The 23,337-nt window shown below is 59.4% G+C and carries 20 protein-coding genes; 12 read left to right on the top strand and 8 right to left on the bottom strand.

What is annotated here, in order from left to right; genetic code table 11:
- Window positions 1–9: 9 nt before the first annotated feature.
- The 5 genes from ACLB1Z_RS20055 to ACLB1Z_RS20075 form a co-directional block, all read right to left on the bottom strand.
- Entirely contained in the window at window positions 10–588 is a 579-nt protein-coding gene (locus ACLB1Z_RS20055; protein ID WP_409561413.1) for a YceI family protein, read from the bottom strand.
- Window positions 585–1,166 carry a cytochrome b gene (locus ACLB1Z_RS20060; RefSeq protein WP_409561414.1) on the bottom strand — a complete coding sequence of 194 codons (582 nt, stop codon included), beginning with the start codon at window positions 1,164–1,166 and terminating at the stop codon, window positions 585–587. Before ACLB1Z_RS20060 ends, ACLB1Z_RS20055 begins: the two co-directional genes overlap by 4 nt.
- Window positions 1,167–1,278: 112 nt before the next feature.
- Entirely contained in the window at window positions 1,279–2,169 is an 891-nt protein-coding gene (locus ACLB1Z_RS20065) for a transglutaminase N-terminal domain-containing protein (RefSeq protein WP_409561415.1), read from the bottom strand.
- Entirely contained in the window at window positions 2,166–4,736 is a 2,571-nt protein-coding gene (locus ACLB1Z_RS20070; protein WP_409561416.1) for a circularly permuted type 2 ATP-grasp protein, read from the bottom strand. Before ACLB1Z_RS20070 ends, ACLB1Z_RS20065 begins: the two co-directional genes overlap by 4 nt.
- Before the next feature lie 142 nt (window positions 4,737–4,878).
- Entirely contained in the window at window positions 4,879–8,181 is a 3,303-nt protein-coding gene (locus ACLB1Z_RS20075; RefSeq protein ID WP_409561417.1) for a DUF2126 domain-containing protein, read from the bottom strand.
- A gap of 317 nt (window positions 8,182–8,498) precedes the next feature.
- Here ACLB1Z_RS20075 and ACLB1Z_RS20080 point away from each other — a divergent pair, with 317 nt between their 5' ends.
- The 10 genes from ACLB1Z_RS20080 to hutX all read left to right on the top strand — a co-directional run bounded on the left by ACLB1Z_RS20080 (window position 8,499) and on the right by hutX (window position 15,125).
- Complete coding sequence (locus tag ACLB1Z_RS20080; protein WP_409561418.1) at window positions 8,499–9,599, top strand: putative zinc-binding metallopeptidase; 1,101 nt, start codon at window positions 8,499–8,501, stop codon at window positions 9,597–9,599.
- A 71-nt stretch (window positions 9,600–9,670) separates the two neighbouring features.
- Complete coding sequence (locus ACLB1Z_RS20085; RefSeq protein ID WP_409561419.1) at window positions 9,671–9,856, top strand: hypothetical protein; 186 nt, start codon at window positions 9,671–9,673, stop codon at window positions 9,854–9,856.
- 95 nt (window positions 9,857–9,951) lie between these two features.
- Window positions 9,952–10,512, top strand: a complete 561-nt coding sequence (locus tag ACLB1Z_RS20090; protein WP_409561420.1) for a hypothetical protein — start codon at window positions 9,952–9,954, stop codon at window positions 10,510–10,512.
- Window positions 10,513–10,561: 49 nt separating this feature from the next.
- Window positions 10,562–10,789, top strand: coding sequence for a hemin uptake protein HemP (gene hemP / locus ACLB1Z_RS20095; RefSeq protein ID WP_409561421.1), 228 nt, complete (start codon window positions 10,562–10,564; stop codon window positions 10,787–10,789).
- A 35-nt stretch (window positions 10,790–10,824) separates the two neighbouring features.
- Window positions 10,825–11,730 (top strand): hemin ABC transporter substrate-binding protein, encoded by a 906-nt coding sequence (locus tag ACLB1Z_RS20100; RefSeq protein ID WP_409561422.1) that lies wholly within the window; start codon window positions 10,825–10,827, stop codon window positions 11,728–11,730.
- Window positions 11,727–12,812 carry a FecCD family ABC transporter permease gene (locus tag ACLB1Z_RS20105; RefSeq protein ID WP_409561423.1) on the top strand — a complete coding sequence of 362 codons (1,086 nt, stop codon included), beginning with the start codon at window positions 11,727–11,729 and terminating at the stop codon, window positions 12,810–12,812. The genes ACLB1Z_RS20100 and ACLB1Z_RS20105 overlap by 4 nt, the downstream gene beginning before the upstream one ends.
- Before the next feature lie 4 nt (window positions 12,813–12,816).
- Window positions 12,817–13,638 carry a heme ABC transporter ATP-binding protein gene (locus ACLB1Z_RS20110; RefSeq protein ID WP_409561424.1) on the top strand — a complete coding sequence of 274 codons (822 nt, stop codon included), beginning with the start codon at window positions 12,817–12,819 and terminating at the stop codon, window positions 13,636–13,638.
- The gene (locus ACLB1Z_RS20115) at window positions 13,635–14,036 is read left to right on the top strand and encodes a bleomycin resistance protein (RefSeq protein ID WP_409561425.1); all 402 of its coding nucleotides are present in this window, start codon (window positions 13,635–13,637) and stop codon (window positions 14,034–14,036) included. Before ACLB1Z_RS20110 ends, ACLB1Z_RS20115 begins: the two co-directional genes overlap by 4 nt.
- Before the next feature lie 214 nt (window positions 14,037–14,250).
- On the top strand, window positions 14,251–14,598 hold the full coding sequence (locus tag ACLB1Z_RS20120) for an antibiotic biosynthesis monooxygenase family protein (RefSeq protein WP_409561426.1): 348 nt from the start codon (window positions 14,251–14,253) through the stop codon (window positions 14,596–14,598).
- A 5-nt stretch (window positions 14,599–14,603) separates the two neighbouring features.
- Entirely contained in the window at window positions 14,604–15,125 is a 522-nt protein-coding gene (gene hutX, locus ACLB1Z_RS20125) for a heme utilization cystosolic carrier protein HutX (RefSeq protein WP_409561427.1), read from the top strand.
- 95 nt (window positions 15,126–15,220) lie between these two features.
- On the opposite strand, the gene ACLB1Z_RS20130 is transcribed toward hutX, so the two are convergent.
- From ACLB1Z_RS20130 to ACLB1Z_RS20140, 3 genes are all read right to left on the bottom strand, one after another.
- Window positions 15,221–16,597, bottom strand: a complete 1,377-nt coding sequence (locus ACLB1Z_RS20130; RefSeq protein WP_409561428.1) for an ATP-binding protein — start codon at window positions 16,595–16,597, stop codon at window positions 15,221–15,223.
- Window positions 16,584–17,261, bottom strand: coding sequence for a winged helix-turn-helix domain-containing protein (locus ACLB1Z_RS20135; protein WP_409561429.1), 678 nt, complete (start codon window positions 17,259–17,261; stop codon window positions 16,584–16,586). The genes ACLB1Z_RS20130 and ACLB1Z_RS20135 overlap by 14 nt, the downstream gene beginning before the upstream one ends.
- Window positions 17,262–17,398: 137 nt before the next feature.
- Window positions 17,399–18,664 carry a multidrug effflux MFS transporter gene (locus tag ACLB1Z_RS20140; protein ID WP_409561430.1) on the bottom strand — a complete coding sequence of 422 codons (1,266 nt, stop codon included), beginning with the start codon at window positions 18,662–18,664 and terminating at the stop codon, window positions 17,399–17,401.
- Between the two features lie 521 nt (window positions 18,665–19,185).
- On the opposite strand from ACLB1Z_RS20140, the gene ACLB1Z_RS20145 reads away from it, so the two are divergent.
- A complete protein-coding gene (locus ACLB1Z_RS20145) occupies window positions 19,186–19,737 on the top strand; it encodes an NYN domain-containing protein (protein WP_409561431.1) in 552 nt (183 codons plus the stop codon).
- 434 nt (window positions 19,738–20,171) lie between these two features.
- The gene (locus ACLB1Z_RS20150; protein ID WP_409561432.1) at window positions 20,172–23,333 is read left to right on the top strand and encodes an efflux RND transporter permease subunit; all 3,162 of its coding nucleotides are present in this window, start codon (window positions 20,172–20,174) and stop codon (window positions 23,331–23,333) included.
- Window positions 23,334–23,337: the final 4 nt, after the last annotated feature.

Genomic DNA, 23,337 nt, shown 5'->3' on the forward strand with positions numbered 1-23,337 from the left:
TTTCCGCCGTTACTGACGGATACCCTCAATGTTGAGGATCAACTCGACGTCCTTCGTCGCGGGCCCGAGATTGCGCAGGATACCGAAGTCAGCGAGCGTGATTTTCGTCGTGCCAGTGAAACCATCGCGATAGCCACCCCAGGGATCCTTGCCGCCGCCGACGTGCTCGGCATCGATTATGACTTCCTTGGTGACGCCGTGCAGCGTGAGATTGCCGGTGACGGTTGCCTTGTTCGGGCCTGTCGATTTGATGCTTGTGCTTTCAAACGTGGCGGTCGGATATTTGTCGGTGTCGAGAAGGTCGGCGCCACGCAGATGCTTGTCGCGCAGAGCAAGGTTCGTATCGACACTGGTGGTGTCGATATCGACTTTCACTTTCGAGGCGTCGGGGTTCTTATCGTCGAACGCGAACGTGCCGGAGAATTTGTCGAAGCGGCCGATGATCCAGCTGAAGCCGAGATGGTTGACCTTGAACGTGATCGATGCGTGAGCATTGTCGGTGTCGATCTTGTAGTCGGCAGCCATCGCCGGGGCAGACATCACAACCGCCGCCAACGATACGGCGAACGCTGCGTATTTAACCTTCATTGCTGATTTCCCTTTTCTAAGGTGCGTGATGAACTCTTTGGGCCAGACCACATGCGGGTCAGGATCGCGCTTCTGTCGATAATGTGATGCTTCAATGCCGCGAGCGCGTGAATGACGGCGAGCGCAATGACGGCATACGCGAGAATGCGATGTACATTGCCGGCGGGCGTTTCGAGGCCGGGCAGCTTCGTAATTGCGGGCACGTCGAACCAGCCGAAGACGCTGACGGGGGCGCCATCCGCCGTCGAGATCAGGTAGCCGCTGATCAGCAGTACAAATAACAGTACGTAGAAGCCCCAATGCACTGCGAACGATGCTTTTCGCTCAAGCGGCGAAAGCTCGGCGCCGGACGGCTTTGGATTGACCATGCGCCAGATCAGACGAACGATCAGCGCAAATAATAGAACCATTCCAACGCTGCGATGAATGTCGGGCGCAGAATTGTAGTAGGGGCTGTAATAGTCGAGTCCGACCATCCAGAGGCCGAGGGCGAACATGGCGACGATCGCAACAGCCATAAACCAATGAAACAGGCGCGAAATAAGCCCGTAACCGTCCAATGTGTCGCGAATGTGCATATTGCTCCCGCCTTGCGCGATGTGCGCGCATCACCCCTTGGGCGACACATGCAAGCACAGGCGAGCGCTTTCAAGAGGGCACAAAAAAGGAACCGGGCGGCGGGACGGCGGTTCAGTCTGCTGTTGCGCCGGCGACCACGTTCACATCGACGCTGACACTGACGGCATGTTCGCCGCCGCCGCGCAAGACGCCGCTGATCGGACTAACGTCATCGTAATCGCGGCCGAATGCGACCGTGATGTGCTCGTCGCGGACAATGATGCCATTGGTCGGATCGAGACCAACCCAGCCGTATTCCGGCGACCAGACCGAGATCCACGCGTGCGAAGCATCGGCGCCTTGCAGCTTTGGACGTCCCACAGGCGGATGGGTGTGGAGATAGCCGCTGACGTAGCGCGACGGAATGCGAAGCGCGCGCAAACCCGCGAGTGCCAGATGCGCGAAATCCTGACAGACGCCGCGACGCATGGCGAAGACCTGCGTGACCGGCGTTGACACATCGGTGGCATGCGGATCGAATTTGAAATCGTTGTAAATCCGCATGACGAAATCCATCGCGCCTTCGAGGACCGGCCGCATCGGCGTGAACGAGAAAGCTGCATAGTCGGCGATTTCCAATGTCGGCGTCGTCAAGCGCGAGGCGCAGCGGTACATCAAAATATCGACATCGCGCTGCTGTGCCGCTTCGTGCAGACACGGATCGAGCGCATCCCACGGCGTCGTTGCGGTCAGATCGACGGGCGGCGGCAGCGATTTCTCGACGGTGCTGCGTGCGAGCAGCACCAGCTCCTGATGCGGTTCCTCGATATCGAGAACGACTTCAACGTTGCCGAATGTGTCGATGCGCTCCTGTCGCGATGCCGGCGCAGGCTCGACGAGCAGACTGTGATTGCGAACGATCTGCCCAGGCATCGCGCGCGGCGACATGTGCACAAGGTGCAACGATTGCACCACGGTCGACCGGTAGCGGTAGTGCGTCTTATGGACGATATCGAAGATCATATCGAGGGACCAACCCTCGTGTGCGTCCGGTGGGGCGCTTCATCGAGAACGTTGAAGTAGCGGCGCGAGATCGCATTGGATAGCTCAGGCAGCATGTCGAGCTGATCCATCAGCAGGCTTTCGAGCGTCTTGGCTGTTTCTTCTTTTGCCATGGCTTCGACGTCGGCCAGACGGATCGATGTCAGAAGCGCAATGATAAGACGGCGGTCGTCGGGTAAACCCGCTCCTTGTGACGAATCCGGCAGGCTTTCGAGATGGCGCGCGATGGCTGAGAGCTGATAGGCAAGGCTTCGCGGATTTGTCTCGTCGAGCAACAGCAAATCCAAGACCAACGGCAGCATCGGATCGAGTCGATAGCGCGAGCGATAGGTGATAAAGCTGTCCGCGAGTTCGAGCAGCAGCAGCAGGCTGCTCGACGTCTCTTCCGGATCGGACACCGGGATGAAGAGCGTCAGAATAGCTTCGCTGAGATTTTGCGCGCGTTCGATGCGCCGTCCCATGTCGAGGAACGACCAGCCGAAGTTGCGGGTCATGTTCTCATGCATAAAACCGTTGAATGCCGCGACGGCGGTGATGCCCTCATCCAGTAGATCGAGAATTTCGACGGGGTGGGCCGAGTTGAGAGCTTTGCGCCAAGGCTCACCGCCGCGGAATTTGCTCAAAGTCTGCCAGGCTTCAAGCGAGAGGCGGTCACGGACAAGGTGCGCAACCCGATAGAGCCCGTCGAGCGTGCGTTCGAGCGTGCGCGAACCGAGGCCCGTCGTGATGAGGCGGCGGCACAGACGCTCGATTTCATCGTCAGGCGGCGTTTCGCGACTGCCGATAACGGAGCTCAGGTCTTTGCCGAGGAGCACCTCAAGACATTTGCGTGCGGCACGCTGGCCAGTATCTGGCCCGCTGTCTTCTTCCACGCGACGTAGCGCGCCGCGCAGCACGCGCATCGTCCAGTCGGCTCGTTCGCTGTATCGGCCAAGCCAAAAGAGGTCGTCGGCGACGCGGCTTTGGATAACGCGTTGCGATCTCTCGACCCGCGCGGTCGCGAGGGTTGGGCGCCAGAGACTGATGTGCGGCGCCTGTTCGCCTTCGCCGATCACCCAAACGTCTCGTGTCTGCCCGTCAGGGGCGCTTAGTGCAACGGCACGGCCCGGAGCGACGCACATCGCAAGGCCACCGGGCATCACCTGATATTCGCCTGACGAAGTGCGGGAGATGTAAACGCGTATTGCGAACGGCTTGGGGACAAGGCCGCCGTCGGCGTAGACTGGGGACGAACTGAACCCGATCTTTTCTTCGGCGACGAGCGTCGCGCCATGCAACGCAATTTCGTGCCGCATCTTTTCGCGTTCCGATGTCGAGAGCGCCCGCGCTTCCCAACCCAGTGCGGCCTGCCCCGGTCTACCGGTTCCTTCCTGCGCCTTGCGGATGGTGAAGCGTTCGGGGTACGCAAACAGCTCTTGACGGGCGTCGGCATTGCCGAGCCAGCGGCGATGCGCGTCATGGAGCTGAAGGTCTTCACCGAGAATATGCTGCGCGAGTTGCGGCAGATAGGGGCCAAGACCACGGTTTTGCGCCAGCGCGGTCCCGATGGCGTTGACGACGAGATGCGGCGACTTCCGGCAAACCCTGAGCAAACCGGATGGACCGATGAAACCCGTCGGATCAAGCTCCAGCGGATCGCTCGATTTGCCGCTGATGCAGCGCACGATCAGATCGAGTTCCTTCAGTCCTTCGAGCGTCTTGAGATAGACCTGGGAATTTCTGGTTTTGAGATCATGGCCTTCGACGATCAGATAACCGAGGTAACGAGCGAGATAGGCGTGCGAGAAATAGTCTTCGTGATGCGGTCCCGGCGTCAGCAGCGCGATGCGCGCGTTTTCGCGACCGCTGTGGAGCGTCAGCGTTGATTGCAGCTCTTGGAAATAGGGCGCCAAGCGACGGGCGTTGCAGTCCTTGAAGATATCGCCCGCGACGTGGGTATGAACGACGCGATTGGCGAGCGTGAAGCCAATGCCGGCCAGCGTCTCGGTGTGGTTGTCGATGACGCGCCACTGGCCATCCTCGCCCCGCGCGAGATCGGCGGCATAGAACATCAGCCCGCCCGCATTCGGCAGCACGCCTTTGCAGGGGACGAGATAGGCCGGATCGGAGAATAGCAGTTCGGCGGGAATGAGACCCTGGCGGACCAAATTCTGGTCGCCGTAGACATCATTCAGAATGGCGTCAAACAACCGTGCACGCTGAATGAGGGCGCGTTCGAGGCCCCGCCATTCGCCCGCCGAAATGACGACAGGGAGAAGATCAAGAGACCAGCGCTGTGCTGACGTGTTGGGGTCGGCGAAAATATCGTAGGCGATGCCCGTTTCGCGAACCCGGCGGGCGAGGCGCGCTGAGCGCAACTCGCGTTCGGCGTCGGTCAGCTGCGCCAAGCCATCGAGCAGCGGACGCCAGTGCTCGCGGATCGCCCCGCCGTCTTCCAGCAGCTCGTCAAATCCTGAAACCTCCTGGCGCCGGTAGGCGCTCAAAAGGTTGAACAATGGCTCTGCTTTCATTGCCGCTGCTGTCGTCATTCCGACTGGTCCACGCCGCGACGGTCCCCCAAATCACCGATTGAACGACACACACTATCATGTGCCGAATCGCCGTCCGCAAGCGAGGCTCTGCGGCAAATGCGGAGGGGAACCGCTGTGGAAACGTTTCCGATGGCGATTTTCAGCCCGGATTGCGCCGAAGATCGAGGGTCGCCGGGTAATCCGGGTTAACGCTCTCTGACCTGACGTGCATCGGACCTGCCGTATGACCTTCGGCGTCGAAACGGGCGAGGCGGCGGCCCTCGGCTTCGTAGGCGTTGATCGGAAACACCTCGAAGTTGCGGCCGCCGGGGTGGGCGACATGGTAGCGGCAGCCCGCAATCGAGCGGCCGGACCAAGTATCGACGACGTCGAACGTCAGCGGCACGTGCGGCGGAATGGTCGGATGAAGCGCGGACGGCGGCCACCAGGCGCGGTAGCGAACGCCTGCGACGGCTTCGCCCCAGTTTCCCGTGCCGGTAAGCGGCAGAGGCCGGCCGTTACAGGTCACGACGTGGCGGTCGCCAGTCTGTCCCTTAACCTTCACCTCGACACGCTCGAGTGAAGAATCGACGTATCGGGCTGTGCCGCCCGCAGTGCTTTCCTCGCCGAGGACGTGCCATGGCTCCAAAGCCTGACGCAGCTCCAAGGTCAAGTTGTCAGCGGTGATGGTGCCGAAAAGCGGGAAGCGGAATTCGAAATGCGGGCGGAACCATTCGAGTTCGATCGGTAGCCCCGCCTCTTTGAGGTCGGTGACGACGGATGAAAGATCGGCCCAGATGTAGTGCGGCAGCATGAAACGATCGTGCAGCGCTGTACCCCAACGAACGAGCTTCTGGCGGTAGGGTTTCTCCCAGAACATAACGATCAAGGCGCGGAGCAAAAGTTGCTGCGCCAGGCTCATGCGGGCGTGCGGGGGCATTTCAAACGAGCGGAACTCGACGAGGCCCAGGCGGCCCGTCGGCCCATCCGGCGAGTAGAGCTTGTCGATGCAGATCTCAGCGCGGTGAGTGTTGCCGGTAACGTCGATCAGCAGGTTGCGGAACAGGCGGTCCACCAGCCACGGTGGGATGTGGCCCATTCCCGGATTCGGCACCTGCGAAAGCGCAATCTCAAGCTCGTAGAGCGACTCGTGGCGTGCTTCGTCGGTGCGCGGCGCCTGGCTCGTCGGACCGATGAACATGCCGGAGAAGAAGTACGACAGCGCCGGATGGTTCTGCCAGTAGGTGACGACCGATGCCAACAGATCGGGGCGGCGCAGGAACGGACTGTCGGCGGGCGTGATGCCGCCAAGCACGATATGATTGCCGCCGCCGGTTCCGGTGTGGCGGCCATCGAGCATGAACTTTTCGGCGCTGAGACGAGCGTTGTGCGCTTCCTCGTAAAGGGCTGTCGTGATCGCGACCGAGCTTTCCCAACTCGTCGAAGGATGAATGTTGACTTCGATGACGCCTGGGTCCGGTGTCACCTTGATCACATTGAGGCGCGCGTCTGGCGGCGGATTGTAGCCTTCGATCTGCACTGGCACGCCGGTCTGCTTGGCGGCCTCTTCGACAGCCGCGACCAGCGCGGCGTAGTCTTCGGCATCGTAAAGCGGCGGCATGAACACGCAGACGGCGTTGCCGCGCGGCTCGATCGCCAAGGCCGTGCGGACCGATCCCGATATTTCCGGCGCGACGCTAGCTTGCTGGCTTACGGGCGGTGCTTCGAGCGTCACAACGCGGCGCTGCTGCAAAAGGATTGTGCGTTCAGGAAGCGGCCGGTTCGGGCCCATCGGATCGCGCTCGATCACATGCGGATAGTCGAGCGGAGAGACGATCGGAAACGACTGCAGGGGAAGGCGGAACCCTGCCGGTGAATCGCCAGGAATGAGGAAAAGGTGATCGCGCCGGAGCGCCCAGCGCTCGGTGACCCAGCGGCGGCCTCTATCGGCTGTTTGCCACGCCTGGATCGGCAGCACATAACTCGCGACCGCGCCAAGACCGCGATCGAATACGCGGGCGATGCGGGCACGCTCAGCCGGGTCTTCGAGTTTATTGTCCTCAGCCGTGACATTGATCGGCAGTTTTCGTTCCACCAGAAGAAAGTGCGCCGGGTCTTCATAAGCCGGCATGGCGCTGTCTTCGGGCAGGCCGAGTTGCCTACACACACCGCGCATCAGCTTGTCAGCGTCTTCCGGCATCGCCGGGCGGGCGACGCTTTCGCTGACGATCAAATCCTGATTTTCCCAGAGTGGCTGGCCGTCGCCCCGCCAGTAGAGCGCAAAAGCCCAGCGCGGCAGTTGCTCGCCAGGATACCATTTGCCCTGGCCATAATGCAGCATCGCGCCTGGTGCGAACCGTTGCTGCAAACGGCGAACGAGTTCGTCGGCATAGCGGCGTTTGGTCGGCCCAACAGCAGCCGTGTTCCACTCTGCGCCTTCCATGTCGTCCGCCGAAACGAACGTTGGCTCGCCGCCCATGCTGAGGCGAACGTCGCCTTTCGTCAGGCGCTCGTCGACGGCTTTTCCGGTTTCGACGATCGTCTTCCAGGTTTCGTCGTCGTAGGGCTTCGTGACGCGCGGGGTTTCGCGAATGCGCGTCACCGCCATCACGAAGTCGAATTCGACCTCGGCCTTGGTGTGACTGCCGGTGATCGGCGCAGCGCTGATGGGATGCGGCGTGGCAGCCAACGGGATATGGCCTTCGCCTGCGAGAAGGCCTGAGGTCGCATCGAGGCCGATCCAGCCAGCGCCGGGGATGTAGACCTCACACCAAGCATGCAGATCGGTGAAATCGGTATCGGTGCCGGCAGGGCCGTCGAGCGGCTTCACGTCGGGCTTCAGCTGGATCAGGTAGCCGGAGACGAAACGCGCGGCGAGGCCGACGTTGCGCATGATCTGCGTCAGCAGCCAGGCGCTGTCACGGCAGGAGCCTGAAGCATTTGACAGCGTCTGCTCGGGCGTCTGGACGCCGGGCTCCATGCGGATCAGATAGCCGACGTCGCCTTGCACCATGCGATTGAGATCGCAGATGAAATCAATCGTCGTCTGCGGTTTGGTACTGACCTTTTCGAGATAGCGCTTGAGTTTCGGGCCAACGGCGTCCGGAACGAGATAGGGCGCGAGCTCCTGCTTCAGGTGGTCGTCATAGGTGAACGGCCAGTCCTTGGCGGCTTCCTCGATGAAGAAATCGAACGGATTGATTACCGCCATGTCGGCGACGAGGTCGACCGTGACGGAAAATTCCGTCGTCTCCTCCGGCATCACGACGCGCGCCAGGAAATTGCCGAATGGATCCTGTTGCCAATTGAGAAAATGCGTCTTGGGCGTGATGGTCAGCGAATAGCTGAGAATGGGGGTTCGGCAGTGCGGCGCCGGACGGAGCCTCACGACTTGCGGCCCCATGTTGACACCTCGATCGTAGCGGTAGCTCGTTTTATGGGTCAGCGCGACGTGGAGGACCATGGATGAGGCATTATCCCTGTTTGATCTCGCGATGGACGCCCGTCAGACGAGCGCTTGGCAACGAAATACGTCTACCTGCGTTAGCGGTCCGATAGATGTGGTACAAGCTTGGTGCAGCCTAAAAACTGCGCAGCCTAAAATTCTGCTGGACGTTTGGGCAGAATGCTGAAGAATTGGCGGCCCCTTGCGTTTTATGAAGGCAACGGCGTGACTTATCCGCAAAATCGCTTGAACGGAAGCCGTGACGTCGCCGCCGAGTGCTTTGGTGCCATGCCGGAAAGGCAAACATTCCCCTTCAGGAGTTGGCGGTCGCCAGAATGAAGAATTTTGCCTGCGCGAACTGCGGAAACACCGTTTATTTCGAGAACGTGACGTGCGTGAAGTGCGGCAGCACGCTTGGCTTCGATAGCGCCGAGCAGGCGATCGTGGCGATCGCGGATGCGGGCTTAAGCGAAACCACACCTGACGTTCCAATCTTCCGCAAGCTCAATGCCGGTCCAGACGACGTTGCGCTGCGCTACTGTGCCAATGCCGAATTCGGCGTTTGCAATTGGCTGACGCCCGACAGTGAAAGCCATATCTTCTGCAAGGCCTGCGACCTCAATCGCATCATTCCCAATCTCTCCGAACCCGGCAGCCTGCTCGCTTGGCGCGCGATCGAGCACGCCAAGAAGCGTCTGGTGTATTCGCTGTTGCGGTTCGGTCTGCCGTTTGACGGCTCAGCTTCGACAAAAGGCCCGCTGACATTCGACTTCGTCCGCAATGCGCTGACGGGTCATCTCGATGGCGTCGTAACCATTGACGTCAGCGAAGCTGATGCGGTCGAACGGGAACGGCAGCGCCAGCAGTTCGATGAGCCTTATCGCTCGCTGCTTGGCCATCTTCGCCACGAAAGCGGCCATTACTATTGGATGGTGCTCGTCGAAGAAGCGGGACGACTTGAAGAGTTTCGCGAAATCTTTGGCGACGAACGTGACGATTATGATGCAGCACTCGCCCGCCACCACGCCAACGGTCCAGCGGCCGATTGGCAAGAGCAATATGTGTCAGCCTATGCCAGCGCCCACCCTTGGGAAGATTGGGCCGAGACGTGGGCGCATTATCTTCATATGGTCGATGCGCTCGATACCGCTGCTGCGGAAGGCATGGAAGGACATGGCCTTCGCCTCGACATTCGAGACGATATTTATTCCAGCGTGACGTTCGGGGCGCTGATGGCGCGGTGGATTCCGCTCACCATCGCCATGAACAGCCTCAGCCGAAGCATGGGGCATGACGATTTCTATCCATTCGTCATTCCCGAGCCTGCCTACGACAAGCTGGCGTTCGTTCATCGCATGATCCACGAGCGCATCGAGCAACAGCCGCAAGAGCCGGCAGCATCAGAGAATGCTCAAACATTAAACTTGACTCCATAAGTATACATTAGCTTAATGGCGCATCTGCCATTTGCGGGGCCTTGAACCCCGATACTTTGGAGAGAAGCCACATGAAGCGCTCACAGTTCGCCGGTGAGCAGTTTGACGTATGCGATACGTCCAACGCTGCGCTCGCCGCTTCGATGTTTTCAGCCTCCGTCGGAATGATATGGGATTTCGCGACGGGGCACGTCTCTGCTTTCGACCGCATGCTGTCAGATCTATCGGAAGATACGTCCGACGAGACGGCATCATAGCCGCCAGCGACGTTCGCCGGTCGCAGCGCCTCGCTGAGTAGTTCGACGCGACCATTCAAGCCCTCCTCTCCTTCCTAACCCGCGGATGAACAGCAATGCGGAATAAGACCTCCAAACCCAATACCCTTGCCCAAGACGGCGAAGATGTGTGCGCCGGACATGCGCTCGGATTTCCCCTTCGCAGCGAACTCGGATTTTCTCCGGTCGAGAACGTTACGCTCGATGTCTTTCGCGCAGTTTGCGAAGTCTACACCAGCGGCTCGGCGCAGCCCTGGGAGATCGCCATCAAGATCTCGGAAGAAAATCTTGGAATGGGCGATGGGCCGCTTCTGGTCGCACGCGTGACGTCATTGCTTCGGGCGCTTCGCGCTGAACGTAAGATCGGTTTTTCCTACCTCAGCGTCGGCTGTCAGCATGTGTCGCCCGATGAGCTTGCCGTCGCAGGTCTTCTCAAGGCCGTGCGCACGCGCGATGAGCATGGCGTTCAACGCGGATTGATGCTGGCGCTCGACAAGCCTCAGACATCGACGCGGACACAATCCGCTGCTCGCTCTCTCGCCGCCCTTCAAATGCAGCTTGCGAGCACGCGGGTCGATAGCGAATCGGACGCTCCGGAATTGCAAGCGCAGACCGTTCAGGCTGTCTATCTGCACTAAAACCTAGATCGTCATGGTTGTTTTAAACCTTGTCCCGTTGAATGCGAGAATGCCGTCCAAAAAGCCGTTTGCCGGATCTGTTCTGCAACAAGGCGAACCCGGCACTGAGACTTGCATGCCAGCGCCCGAGGACCATCATCGGGATGTAAGCGAGCCCCCTATCCGCTATCGTGTGGATGAACTTCTCAAGGGCGGCCGCGAAGCTGTGCTCATTCATCGCGAACAAGCGTACCGCCTGCGGATCACATCAACTGGCAAGCTCATTCTGACGAAGTAAATCTGTTCAACGGCCCATCAACAGGACTTGTTCACATGCGCGTGGCAACACGACTTTTCATCATGGCTGGCGTGGCACTCGCTGCTGCGGCCACGCCGTCGTTCTCTCATCGCACGATGGCAGCTGATGCACCGGTCGGAACGCAGCGCATTTTATCGATTGGCGGCGACATAACCGAAATTCTCTATGACCTTGGCCAGCAGGATAAGATTGTCGCCGTTGACGTGACGAGCCAATTTCCGCCCGAGGCTCTGAAGGAGAAGAAATCTGTCGGATATATGCGCGCGCTTTCGGCGGAAGGCACTCTGTCCGTCAGTCCGACGCTGATCATCGCCTCAGATGGCGCCGGGCCGCCAGAAGTCGTCAACGCATTGAAGAGCAGCGGCGTCCGTTACGTCGACATCGCCGACAAGCCGTCGGCGGAGGGCGTCCCCGCCAAGATCCGCCATATCGGAAGCGTGGTTGGCGCCGATGATGCAGCGAAGGCGCTGGCGTCGAAGGTTGAGTCTGAGTTCGCAGCGCTCGAGAATGATCGAAAGCAGATCAAAACCCTCAAGAAAGCGCTGTTCATTCTCGCCATTCAAAACGGCCGCGCAACAGTGGCCGGCGCCGGCACATCTGCCGATTCCATTTTGCAGCTCGCCGGCGTCGACAACGCGGCGGCGGGAGTAAACGGTTTCAAACCGGTCAGCGACGAGCAATTGACGGAATTTGCGCCAGACGTCGTCGTGATGATGCGTCGAGGCACGACGGACGATCACAATGCGAGCCAAGCGTTGTCACTCCCAGGCCTGAGCCAATCACCTGCTGCCAAAACAAAGAGCCTCGTCGCAATGGATGGGCTATATCTGCTTGGCTTCGGACCCCGAGCCCCTTCGGCCGCGCGCGACCTGATGAAGGCGATTTACACAGAGGGCGGTCACGCGGCCGCAACGCCGTGACGACATTCGATACCAAGCTTGCCTGGGTAGGAGCGACCGTCAGACCATCACGTGGTAAAGTTTTTTTGGCGCTCGCGACTGTACTCGTGGTGGTCGCAGTACTTTCACTCGCCATCGGGCCAACCGGAATTTCGCTTCAGGCATTGCCGCGTGCACTCGAAGCATCGCTTGGCTTGACGACGGATGCTGCCGCGACACGCGATCGCCTCGTGCTCATTGATCTGCGGTTGCCGCGGACGTTACTCGCTGCATTCGTCGGCGCGGCGCTAGCGACATCAGGCGCCATGATGCAGGGCCTGTTCCGCAATCCCCTCGCCGATCCGGGCCTGATCGGCGTGTCGTCGGGAGCCGCGCTATTTGCGATCTCGGCGATCGTACTCGGGCACGGCATCGCAGCATCCATCGTAGCGCCCCTTGGAATTTATGCGTTGCCGATTGCAGCGTTTTTCGGAGGCTTGCTCACGACCATCATTCTCGTCGTCATTGCGTCGCGCAACGGGGAGCTTGCGGTCGGGACACTGCTTCTTGCTGGCATTGCAGTCGGTGCATTCGCGGCGTCGATCAGCGGCGTCATCGTCTATGTCAGCGATGATCGCGAGCTGCGCGATCTGACACTTTGGCAGATGGGATCGCTTTCGGGCGCGAGCTGGCAAAAGGTTCTTGCCGTCACGCCGTTCGCCGTCGTGCTGGCGCTCTTGGTGCCGCGGCTGACGCGCGGTCTCAACGGGTTTCTGCTCGGCGAAGCGGAAGCCATGCATCTCGGCATCGACACCGAGCGCACCAAGCGGCTTGTCATTGCCGCGACGGCGGCGGCGGTCGGCGCGTCGGTTGCCGTTGCGGGCGTGATCGGCTTTGTCGGCCTCGTGGTGCCGCATGTCATGCGTTTGATTTCGGGACCGGATCATCGTGTCGTGCTTCCCGGCAGCGCCGTGCTCGGCGCTGCGCTTGTAATCGCTGCCGACATCGTTGCGCGGATGATCGTAAGACCCGCGGAACTGCCGATCGGAATCGTTTTGGCATTCATCGGCGCGCCGGTCTTCCTTCATCTCGTTCTGCGGCGCGGCGTGCGAGGATTGGAGTGACGTCATGCTTGAAGCCCGCAACATCACGGTCAAACGTGGCCCTAAGGCGCTTCTTTCCGATGCTTCTCTAGCCATCGCGCCAGGCCGCTTGACGGCGATTATCGGTCCGAATGGCGCAGGAAAATCGACGCTGTTGCGCGTCATGGCGGGCGAACTGTGCCCGACGGCCGGTGCGGTTCTACTTGATGGCGATGATATCCGTCATATTTCCGTCGCACGTCTTGCATCGCGGCGTTCGGTCGTAGTGCAATCGACCAGCCTGTCGTTTCCCTTCACCGTTCTTGAAGTCGTGATGCTGGGTGCAACGGTGCCCGGCTTTGGCGTTCGCGACACGGAAGCTGCGACGGCCGCGCGCCAAGCTCTTCGCGCCGTTGGGCTTGCTGCTTTCGAAGCCCGTATGCTGCATGAACTTTCCGGTGGAGAGAAGCAGCGCGTGCATATCGCGCGCGCCTTGTGCCAGTTAGGCACGGCACCGCGCGAACCGGGCGAAACTGCCGCACTTCTTCTCGATGAACCGACCGCGAGTCTCGATCTCAAGCATCAAGGCGACGTTCTGAGCCTTATCAAAAAACAAGCGCAAAGCGGACGTGCCGTTTTGCTTGTCATTCACGATCTCAATCTTGCCGCAGCGTTCGCAGATGACGTCGTGCTGATGGCCGACGGCCGAATTGTTGGGCGCGGTACACCGGACGACATCTTGAATGAAGAGCTTCTCAGTCACACGTTCGGGTGTCGACTGCAGATCGAGGCATCGCGAGACGGTAGGCGGTTGGTTTTGCCAGCAGCGATCGCCCGTAGACTGGGAACCGGAGCCGCAACACAATGATGACATTGCCGGACGAACTTCACCACGTTGGCGTAGCCGTACCGTTGGCAATTCCTGTTCTTATTTCGACAGACATCGCGCGCGCTTCGGAGACGTACGCCAGCAAGGGCTTCAGCGTTGTGAACGCTGCACATAATTATCTCATTCTGCGCCGGCGCACAGTTGAGCTTCATATGTCCAGCGTGACACATATTCCCGAGCCGCACTGCGTTTCGGCCTACATTCGCGTGAGTGACGTCGACGATTGGCATGCCGCGTTCAAAAACGGGCGTGCGAAACGCCTTTCGACCGTCGAAGACAAGCCGTGGGGCATGCGCGAATTTCACTTCATCGACGACGACGGCAATCTTCTCAACATCGGCCAAATGCTGCCGAGTCACATCGCGTTCAACGCTTAAATCGCATGCGGATAATGTTGACTATTTATGTATATAATTTTAGCGTTCACCCGCGGTGGGCGCTTGCCTCTCGCGTCACACGAATTTCGATCTAATATGCGTCTTAGAGCTTTTGACTTCCCGTCTCGCCGCTCTGAGATCATAAGCAGCGGGCCGGTTCGCCAACAAACCCCAGCTCCCGGCCCGCTGTTCACATGTCAATGAAGGTGATCACATGTACATCGCAATGAACCGCTTCAAAGTCGAACACGGAGCAGAGAAGGATTTTGAAGAAGTTTGGTTGTCACGCGAGGTAAACCTGCACAAGGAACCGGGCTTCATCACGTTCCATCTGCTTCGTGGTCCGACCAAAGATGATCATGTCCTTTATTCCTCGCACACGATGTGGCGTTCGTTCGCCGACTTCGATGCCTGGACGAAATCGGAGTCATTCCGGAAATCGCACTCGGGCGCTGGAACGGCCAAGAAGCTTTATCTCGGACACCCTGAATTCGAAGGCTTCGAGGTCATCCAGGAAGTTGCATCCGACGGCACGAAATCCGTTCTCGCTGCGGCTGAATAAGTATTATGAGCGAAGCTCTGACATCGGATGCCCCGGCGCGCCAGCCGCTACGGGAGCGGCTCGCCAAGAATGCGGATGGCATCCTCGAACAGATAGCGCGCGAGTATGGCGTGAGCACGTTCGATGTGGTGGAAGCGCTGCCTGCTGGGCATCGCGCCATCGTTCCCGGGAGTGCGTTCGAGAAAATCCTTGGTGCCCTCACATCGTGGGGTCCGATGGTCTTCATCGTGCACACGCCAGATATCGTGCTCGAATGCGAAGGACCGGTTCCACCCGGCTCCGTCGGGCGGGGGTACTTCAATCTACACGGCGACAGCCCGATCGGCGGCCATATCAAGATCGAGAACTGCACGTCGATCGCCTTCGTGATGCGGCCATTCATGGGGCGCGAATCGCGCTCGATCCAATTCTTCAACGCGGCGGGAGAGGCGATGTTCAAGATCTTCGTTCGTCGCGACGAGAAGCGCGAACTGGTCGCAGAGCAGGCGAAGCTTTTTGATGCGCTGAAGACCGAACTCACCAGCTGACGACAGTCGGACAACTGGATGAGCCGGGGAGATGTCGGACGGCGCATGGGGGAGATGCGCCGTCCGATTTTAATTTTAGCGTTCGCTCTCCGCACTCAGGACGCTATAGGAAATCGCACTTCGGCCCGAAGCCCTGGCGCATTGTCCAACAGATCGATTTTTGCGCCGTGCAGTTCCACGATCGCGGCGACAAGGCTGAGCCCTAAACCACTGCCATCCGTCGATCGCGCCCGTTCAAGGCGATAGAGGCGGCGGAAGACATTTTCGCGCTCGTGCTCCGGAATGCCAGGGCCGGTGTCGGAGACGTTCACGACAAACGCGCCAGGTTCCGACGTCAGATGAATTGCTATCTCTGTGCCGGGCGGGCAATGGCGGATGGAATTCTCGATGAGATTGGCAAAGAGCTGCACGAGAAGCTCGCGATCACCACGGACATGCGCCGGACCAGAGCACGCCGACGTATATGCGAGCCGATCGCCGGCATCTTCGGCCACGATGTCGTAGACATCGCGGACGTCAGCCAGCACTTGCGCCAGATCGAGCGTGACGAAGCGAGATTTGCGAGCGCCAGCCTCAATCTGTGTGATGCGTAAAAGCGCGTCGAACGTTTCGGAGATCGAGTCGATATCGTCGAGCGCGCTGTCTATTGCACCCTGAAATTCCGCTTTATCGCCCGCGCCGCGGCTGGCGTCCTCAAGGCGCTGACGCAATCGCCCGAGCGGCTTTTTCAAATCGTGGGCAATGTCGGACGACGATTGATTCACATTTTCAATCAGCCGCTGCAGATTTCCGAGCATCCCGTTTACCTGCATCGCGACCTGATCGATATCATCCTGCTGGCCGGATGTCGGAACGCGGGCCGTGACCTCGCCCATCGATACGCGCGCAAGCGGACGCGCGAAAGCGTCGATGCGATGCTGTGTTTCACGCGCGAAATAAGTCGCACACAGCGCAATAGCCAGGAAAGCTGCAAGCAGACCGTAGCCGAGCAGCTTTTGCAGAAACGATTTCATCTGCTTGACTTCGCTGTTGTCGCTTCCGACCAGCAGTTTGCCTTTGACCAGCGGCCGCCAGATCGCCAGGAACTCGTCATCCGGTTCGCCGCGATCCAGAGTGAGGAAAAGGTCTGAGCGCTTCAGCGTCATCCATTGGTTCGAATCTTTGACGCCGCGAACGTTGCCGGCGAGAAAATTCCCCTTCTTGTCGACAAGCTCCATGATGAAATCGGGATCGCGCACCGATTCACTTTCGCTCGCGACGAGGCCGACAAGATCATCAAATGTGCGCTCGCCATCAAGAGCTGCGAGAGAATCGAGTGTGGTCTCGACGCGATCGCGAATGTCGGCGACGAGGCGCGCGCTTGCAACGAGATAGACGACGGTGAAAAGCGCCAGGATCGTCGTGATGAAAAACAGCGAAAATGTTGCCGCCAAGCGAAACGGCGTACGCTTCAGAAGATCACGAACCGTCATGGACCGTGTAGCCGCTCCCGCGGATGGTATGGATCAATTCTTTGCGGTAGGGCTTATCGATCTTCGCCCTGAGGCGCGAAATATGCGTTTCGACGACGCTCGTTTTCGGATCGAAGTGGAAGCTCCAGACACGTTCAAGCAGCATGGTGCGCGTCACGACACGACCACGATTTCGCATCAAAACCTCAAGGAGGCGAAATTCGCGTGGCTGCAAATCGATGAGATCGCCACCGCGCGTCACCTTTCGACTGACGAGATCGATTTCAAGATCGCCGACCTTGAGCCGCGTTTCCTCGCCCTTCGTATGCGGACGACGGGCCAGCGCGTTGACGCGCGCGAGAAGCTCGGAGAAGGCGAAGGGCTTCACCAGATAATCGTCGGCGCCGGCGTCCAGGCCTTCGACGCGATCATCGACGCCGCCGAGGGCCGTCAAAAACAGAACCGGTACGCCACGGCCGGCGCTGCGGATGGTCTTGATGATCGCCAAGCCATCAAGGCTCGGAAGCATGCGATCCAGGATGATGACGTCGTAATTTTCCGAGACGGCCTGAGCGACCGCGTCGCGACCATCCGCCAGATGATCGACGGTATGGCCTTCTTCTTCGAGGCCTTTCAAAATGTACGCTGCGGTGTTCTGATCGTCTTCAAGCAGCAGAATTCTCATGCTCGTCTCGCCTCGCAGCTCGCGAATTTGGCCAACAGCATAAACCTCGTTCGCGCCAGCATGTAGTACAGGACAGCATACGAGGCCAAGCCCGCAGACGCATTCTGGCGTGCGTTACAGAAATTTTAGGCGCACCCTCACGCCGCCCGGTTGCGACCAAACATGCCGGAGAACCCTTCGACGCTCAGAACGAGCACACCCGCGATGAGACTGCAGATGGCGAATCCAGCAGAGATCGGGAAGATCGAGCCGTCGAAGGATCTTGCGACCAGACCGCCAGCAAGCGCACCGATTGCCGTACCGAGCGCCCCAATAACGGACGAGGCCATGCCGGCGTTATGTCCTTGAGGCTCCATGGCGATCGCGTTGAAGTTCGGCGCGATCAGACCAAAGAGAAAAAAGCTCAATCCGACGGCAAGAGCGAACGTCGCGAAACCTGCCGTGCCGAACGCCGATGCGGCAGCGAGCAACAAGGACACGGCGATAAATCCGACCAGCGCTGTATGCGAGACGCGGCGCATGCCGAGGCGGCCGACCAACCGTGCGTTGACGAACGACGCAACGGCAATCGCTGACGCGATAGCGCCGAAGACGATGGGGAACTCATCGCCGATGCCGAATACGTCAACGAACACCTGCTGGGCGCTCGCCACATAGGCAAGCAGACACCCGAACATGAAGCCGCCAGCCGCGCCGTAGCCAGCCGTCAGAGGGTTCAAAAGCGCGGCCAGCAGCGCTTGGACCAACGTCAATGGCCGTTCGACGCCCAGCGCGGGACGTGCCGTTTCGGGCAGCCGCAGGCCGGACCAGATTGCAGCGCCGACGGCCATCACGAAAAGCACGATGAAGATCCAATGCCAATTGCCGACATGGACGAGCGCCTGCCCGACCGACGGTGCGAGAACTGGAATGGTGATGAACACCATCATCGCGAACGACATCACGCGAGCCATCTGCCGGCCGGCGTAGAGATCGCGAATCACCGCGATAGCGATGATGCGGGGCGAAGCCGCGCCGACGCCTTGAATGAGGCGTGCCGCCAACAGCATCTCGAATGACTTGGCCCACAGAGCCGCGATCGTGCCGAGGATGAAAACGGCAAGTCCAAGAAGCAACATCGGCTTGCGGCCATAATGATCCGAAAGCGGACCGAAGAAAATCTGCCCGACGGCGAAACCAGCCATATAAAGAACTACGATAAGTTGCCGGTCATTTTCGCTGGCGACGCCAAATGATGAGGCGATCTCGGGAAGGGCCGGTAGCATGATGTCGATGGCGAGCGCCGTCATGGCCATGAGGCACGCGCAGAGACAGACGAATTCGAAGAAAGAGATCGATAGCGGCTCGGACGGTTCGTCCTGGCGCGACGCCAGCGTCTGCGTTCCGCGCTCTGATGTGGACATCGCTTATTCCCTGAATTGATTTTCCCGACCAAGCCCCGCGGACGCCTGACGTGGCGCCAAAATGCGACGGGACGTCGACTTGATGCCGGGTTGCGGGCGGTGGGTAGCACGCCGATTCCGCTCAGTCATCCTGATGTTTGAACATGAGAGGGACGCGGTGCAGTCTCTTGAGGCGCAGGCGCCTTGAATGCAGGCGCGGCGCGGTCGACACCTTGATGCAGTGCACGCGCGGACTTCTGAGCCGAAATGAGCGATCAGGCGCTCCGGTCGATGCGGAGTCTACGTCCCAATCGCAGAGGGCCTCCTTTGTTTAGCGTCGGAAATTTCGTTCGTTCATCTGCGATTAACAATGACGCATACTGATTATATGCAAAGGCGCTCTGTTCGAGAGTATCAGACACAGATCGCGTGAATTAGGCTATAATAGCGTCGGTAGAAAGCTCAGATGGATTGACATTCTGGTCTGCTACTCAAAATATCTGGCACTCGATCCCGACCGCATTTTTATCTGGAAGGCGCGAATGAATTTCTATCCGACTGAGCGGGTAGCTTTATTTATTGATGGCGCCAATCTCTACGCGACAGCAAAATCGTTGGGCTTCGATATTGATTACAAAAGATTGCTCCGGCTTTTCCGCGGCAAGGTTCTCTTGGTGAGGGCGCTGTATTACACGGCGCTGGCCGACGACCAGGAATATTCCTCTATCCGCCCGCTGGTCGATTGGCTTGATTACAACGGGTTTTCGATGGTCACGAAGCCGTCGAAAGAGTTTGTGGACGGCTCGGGTCGGCGCAAAATCAAAGGCAATATGGATATCGAGTTGGCCGTCGATGCCATGCGGCTTGCGCAGAATCTCGATCATATCGTCATTTTTTCCGGCGACGGAGATTTCCGGAGTCTCGTCGCAGCTCTCCAACAGATGGGCAAACGGGTGAGCGTTGTCTCCACATTGCAGACACAGCCTCCCATGATTGCCGACGAGCTGCGCCGTCAGGCGGATCAGTTCCTGGATCTCGCCGATCTCGAAAAAGAGGTTGCGCGAACGCACAACGAAGCGCCCGACCTTCATTGACGCGATTGCCCCGCGGCGACGATCCAGTTGGCGTGCCAAATTCGGTGCCCGGAGCTTTCCATCGGTATCGGCGAGCAGCTGCCCAAACCTGCCGTCTTGGATCGTCACCACGCGGATAATTCACAAAGCGAGTAAAAGCGGCCGCGGGTTCGAGACCCGGCTTATTGCTATGACATATCGCCACGCTCGCTGGTGGCGGCGAACGGGCTCTTTTCCGGACGCTGATTCGAAGCCACGGAGATTGTTGGGAAATCCGGAGCCATCCTCCGTAATTTCGATAAACTCATAGTTCGCTTGGGAAACTTGCTCCAAAATCGCGCGAATACGCGCTTGAGATAATGGTCACTTAGGTTTTTAAAAGCGTCTCGGGCTTTGGGGGAGAAGAGCCGGACCAATAGCGATTGATTGCTCCCGCGCTTCAGCACGGACGACGCATGGTCAACTTCTTTATACACCGACCGATCTTTGCTTCGGCGATCGCCGTCATCATGGTTCTGGCGGGCGCGATTTGCTATTTCCTGCTGCCGGTCTCGCAGCTTCCGGATGTTACGCCGCCACAGGTGGTCGTGAGCGCGATCTATCCGGGTGCCAGCGCGCAAGTCGTCGCCGATACCGTTACGACGCCGCTCGAACAGCAGATCAATGGCGTTGAAGGCATGACCTACATGTCGTCGTCGAGTTCGAACGACGGCTCATCGACGATCACGATCACCTTTGACGTCGGCTATCCGCTCAGCATTGCCGCGGTCGACGTGCAGAACCGCGTCTCGGAAGCCGCATCGCAGCTGCCGCCGATCGTCAATCAGGCCGGCATTACGATCCGCAAGCAAAATCCGAATTTCGTGCTGATCGTCAACCTGACGTCGCCCGACCACTCGGTCGATCCCGTCACACTCAGCAACTATGCCTATCTCCAGATCGTCGACCCGCTGAAGCGGTTGCCGGGTGTCGGCGACGTGCAGATCTTCGGCGAGCGCCGCTATTCAATGCGCGTGTGGCTCGACCCCGACAAGCTCTCGCAGCTCAACATTACGGCGGTCGATGTTCAGAATGCGGTCGCTGAGCAGAACATCCAGGTCGCGGCCGGTAAGATCGGACAATCGCCTGCGCCGCCCGGCACGCCGTTCGAGATGCAGATCAACGCCACCGGACGCCTCAGCAATCCGGAAGAGTTCGGCAATATCGTATTGCGCGCCAATCCAACGACCGGCGCAATCGTTCGGCTTCGAGATGTGGCGCGGATTGAGCTAGGTGCGCTGCAATATTCCTCGACGGCATTTTTCGGCAAAGACCCCTCCGTGGTGCTGGCAGTGTTTCAGATGCCGGGCTCTAATGCGCTCGAATTGCAAGAGCGCGTGCTCGCCAAAATGAAGGAGCTGTCGAAACGGTTTCCGAAGGGCATCTCCTACGCGATGCACTACGACACGACGCGCTTCGTCTCGGCCGCCATGCATGACGTGGTGTTCACGCTGCTCGAGGCACTGTTCCTCGTCGTGCTCGTCGTCTACGTCTTCCTGCAAAGCTGGCGCACGACGATCATTCCGACAATCGCGATCCCGGTATCGTTGATCGCGACTCTCGTCATCATGGAGGCGCTCGGCTTTTCGCTGAACATGCTGAGTCTGCTCGGCATGGTGCTCGCAATCGGCCTCGTCGTCGACGACGCCATCGTCGTGGTCGAGAACGTCGAGCGCCAGCTTGAGAACGGTTTGAAGCCGATGGACGCTGCTCTAAAGGCGATGTCTGAGGTGACAGGCCCCATCATCGCGACAACCGGCGTGCTGATGGCCGTCTTCATTCCGGTGGCGTTCATTCCGGGCGTCTCGGGCAGGCTCTATAACCAGTTTGCATTGACGGTTGCGATCTCGGTCGGTCTGTCGGCGTTCAACTCGCTGACGCTCAGTCCGGCGCTGGCAGCAGCGTTTCTGCGGCATAAGCCTGCGTCGACGTTCTTTCTGTTCCGTTGGTTCAATGCTGGTTTCGACCGCATGTCGCACGGCTACGCCCATCTGGTCCACTTCCTTATTCGTATTCGCTGGGTGATGCTGATGCTGTTCGCCGGCATCCTGGCCGCAACGTATTTTATCGCCCAGCGCGTTCCCTCGACGTTCCTACCGGTCGAAGACCAGGGCTATTTCTTCGTCGTCGTCCAGTTGCCGGATGGAGCTTCGCTCGAACGCACCGACGAGGTTGCGAAAAAAGTCCGAGACATTCTGGAGGCAACGCCGGGCGTCGATATCGTCGGTTCGATTAGTGGTCTCAACTTTTTGACCAACGCCGCACAGTCGAACTCGGCGGTCGAGTTCGCTATCTTGAAGCCCTGGGACGAGCGGCCACCGTCGCAGAGCGCATCCAATCTCGTGGCTGCGGTTCGCCCCAAGTTGCTGATGATCCCGGAGGCGATTGCGCTGAGCTTTGATCCGCCGTCGATCCCGGGTCTTGGCACGACGGGCGGTTTTGAGTTCCAGGTGGAAGATTTGACTGGCCGAGGCAGCCAGGCGCTCAACGATGCGACACAGGCTTTGATTGCAGAAGCCCGCAAGCAGCCGGAGCTTGATGCGCAGCAGTTGTTCTCGTCTTTCTCGACGTCAACGCCGCAATTCAAGTACGACCTCGACCGTTCGAAGGCGAAGCTTCTGGGGCTCAGCCTGCCGGACGTGTTCAACACGCTACAGATCTATCTCGGCTCACTCTACGTGAACGACTTCAATCTGTTCGGGCGAACATTCCGGGTCACGTTGCAAGCGGACAAGTCCTCACGCGCTAATGCATCCGATTTGTCCAAGCTCTACGTGCGCAACGATACCGGCGGCATGGTGCCCCTCAGCACGCTCGGAACCTTGAAGCCCATCGTCGGACCGGAAACGGTTCCGCATTACAACAACTATGCGTCGGCGCTCATCAATGGTGGCCCGGCGCCAGGCTACAGTACGGGCCAAGCAATCGCTGCCATGGAACGCGCGGCGGCAACGGCGCTGCCGCGAGACTTCAGCTACGAATGGACCGGGATTACGTTCCAGGAGCTCAAAGCCGGTTCCATCGCGATTATGGTGTTTGCGCTCGCGAGCGTATTCGTTTTCCTAATCCTCGCCGCGCAGTATGAGAGCTGGTCGATGCCATTCATGGTGCTGCTAGCCGTGCCACTCGCTCTGTTCGGCGCTTTGCTCGCGATCTGGGTGCGCCATATGCAGATCGACGTCTATTCGCAGATCGGCTTCGTGATGCTGATCGGGCTATCGGCAAAGAACGCCATTTTGATCGTCGAATTCGCCAAGCGGCGACGGCTCGAAGGTCTGTCGATCGTCGAGGCGGCGATGGAAGCGGGTCGCCTTCGCCTCCGTCCGATCCTGATGACCGCCTTCGCCTTCATCCTCGGCGTCGTACCGCTGATGATTGCCTCTGGCGCGGGGGCCGCGAGCCGGCAGTCCATTGGTACGACCGTATTCGGCGGCATGCTGGCGGCAACACTGCTGACACTGCTGTTCGTGCCGGTCTTCTATGCCACCATCGAAAAATGGCGCGAGGGCCGCGATGCGGATGCGTCCGGCGAGACCCATACGCCACATGGTCCTTCAGCCCCCGTTGCTGCCGAATAGATAA

It is taken from the genome of Hyphomicrobium sp. MC8b, assembly GCF_905067615.1.
Taxonomy (GTDB): Bacteria; Pseudomonadota; Alphaproteobacteria; order Rhizobiales; family Hyphomicrobiaceae; genus Hyphomicrobium_B.